Origin of the sequence: Arsenophonus nasoniae DSM 15247, assembly GCF_000429565.1 — a bacterium.
Taxonomy (GTDB): Bacteria; Pseudomonadota; Gammaproteobacteria; order Enterobacterales; family Enterobacteriaceae; genus Arsenophonus; species Arsenophonus nasoniae.
On sequence record NZ_AUCC01000262.1, the window covers coordinates 1 to 1,261 of the forward strand.

4 protein-coding genes are annotated in these 1,261 nt (G+C 46.4%); all 4 read left to right on the top strand.

The window, feature by feature from the left end:
• Positions 1-243, top strand: a 243-nt coding sequence (locus tag G468_RS24355; protein WP_026824171.1) for a hypothetical protein, incomplete at its 5' end; no start/stop codon positions are given.
• Positions 244-255: 12 nt separating this feature from the next.
• Entirely contained in the window at positions 256-621 is a 366-nt protein-coding gene (locus G468_RS0118195) for a hypothetical protein (protein WP_026824172.1), read from the top strand.
• 107 nt (positions 622-728) lie between these two features.
• A complete protein-coding gene (locus tag G468_RS25180; protein WP_255498970.1) occupies positions 729-851 on the top strand; it encodes a hypothetical protein in 123 nt (40 codons plus the stop codon).
• Between the two features lie 3 nt (positions 852-854).
• Positions 855-1,261: hypothetical protein (locus G468_RS0118205; RefSeq protein ID WP_026824173.1), on the top strand; the 407-nt coding region annotated here is incomplete at its 3' end.

Genomic DNA, 1,261 nt, shown 5'->3' on the forward strand with positions numbered 1-1,261 from the left:
CATATTTTAAGGGGCAGTGCCGATGATGTCTGGTTATCCTCGCTACAAGGTAGTGGTGAAGTGACGTTGCTCAATGCCTCAGTCAGCACGTTGTACAAGCTCGACGGCAAAGCCAAAACGGAAACCTTTGAGTTCACGGGCGGCAGTATCACAGACCAACCGAAATTTACTTTTGCCAATACAGATCACAATGCTGAAATGACCTACAAGCTGCAATTTCGGGATTTCAACCGCTCAATTTAACAGGAAAAAATCATGACAGAACAAGGATTAGGTAGCCTGACCGGGCTATCACAGGATGATATTGTCGATATCACCAAAAACAAAACCTTTAAGGTGCAAGGTAACGAATTTCAGATTGGCAATTTCAATCATCATTTGCGGTTGAAAGCATTGGAAATTGTCGAAGACTTGGGACAATCAAAACGCATTGCCGCGACACTTTCAAGCCATAGTGATGGCAATCTGAGACAGCTTTTCAACCAAATCACCCACGACGGCATGAGTATTAGCAAATTGCCAACCTTTTTTGATGAGAAACCTGAGCTTTTCATTCCCTTAACGTTAACGGTGTTACACCTCTACGCCGCCCCTTTTTTATCGGCATTAACGGCGAGCTGACCTTTACCCCGCGTTATCCCAATAGCTGGCGACAGTACGTTAGAAAATCCTCACTGAGTGAACACGACAAACTGCTTTTTTCACTGGTGAAGGCGGGTTACGGCTCCGTGGGTGAGCTTCTGGCGTTGCGCGATGATGACATGTTCTTCTATCTGAAAACTGCCGAGCACGCCTTTATCACGGGGGCGATTGAGTGGAAACAGCACGACGAAGCGAAGCAAAAGAGGTGACGGATGAGTGAAGAAAAGTTAAGTCTGGATATTGGAGTGAATGCCAATGCGGGCGTGATTGATACGTTAATCTCTGCGCTTAACGAATTATCCCGGCAATTAGGCGGAGTGACGGGGAAATTCACCACGGTGACCGCAAAAGTTGACCATCTTGGAAACGAGAGTGCCAACACCGCAAAAGACGTGCATAAAGCCAGTGATTCTGTTGATGACCTCGGCAAAAAGGCCAAGAAAACCAAAAGTAAACTCGGCAAATTGGGCGAAAAGCTCAGCGAATTTAAAGGCATTATCACGGGGGCGTTTACCCTGACGGCGATTATGAGCGCGGGTGAGCAAATTAATAGCTTTAACAAAGCGGTTCGACAAACAGGCATTGACGCAAAAAGTTTTCAGGTGTTAAGAGAAGGCGC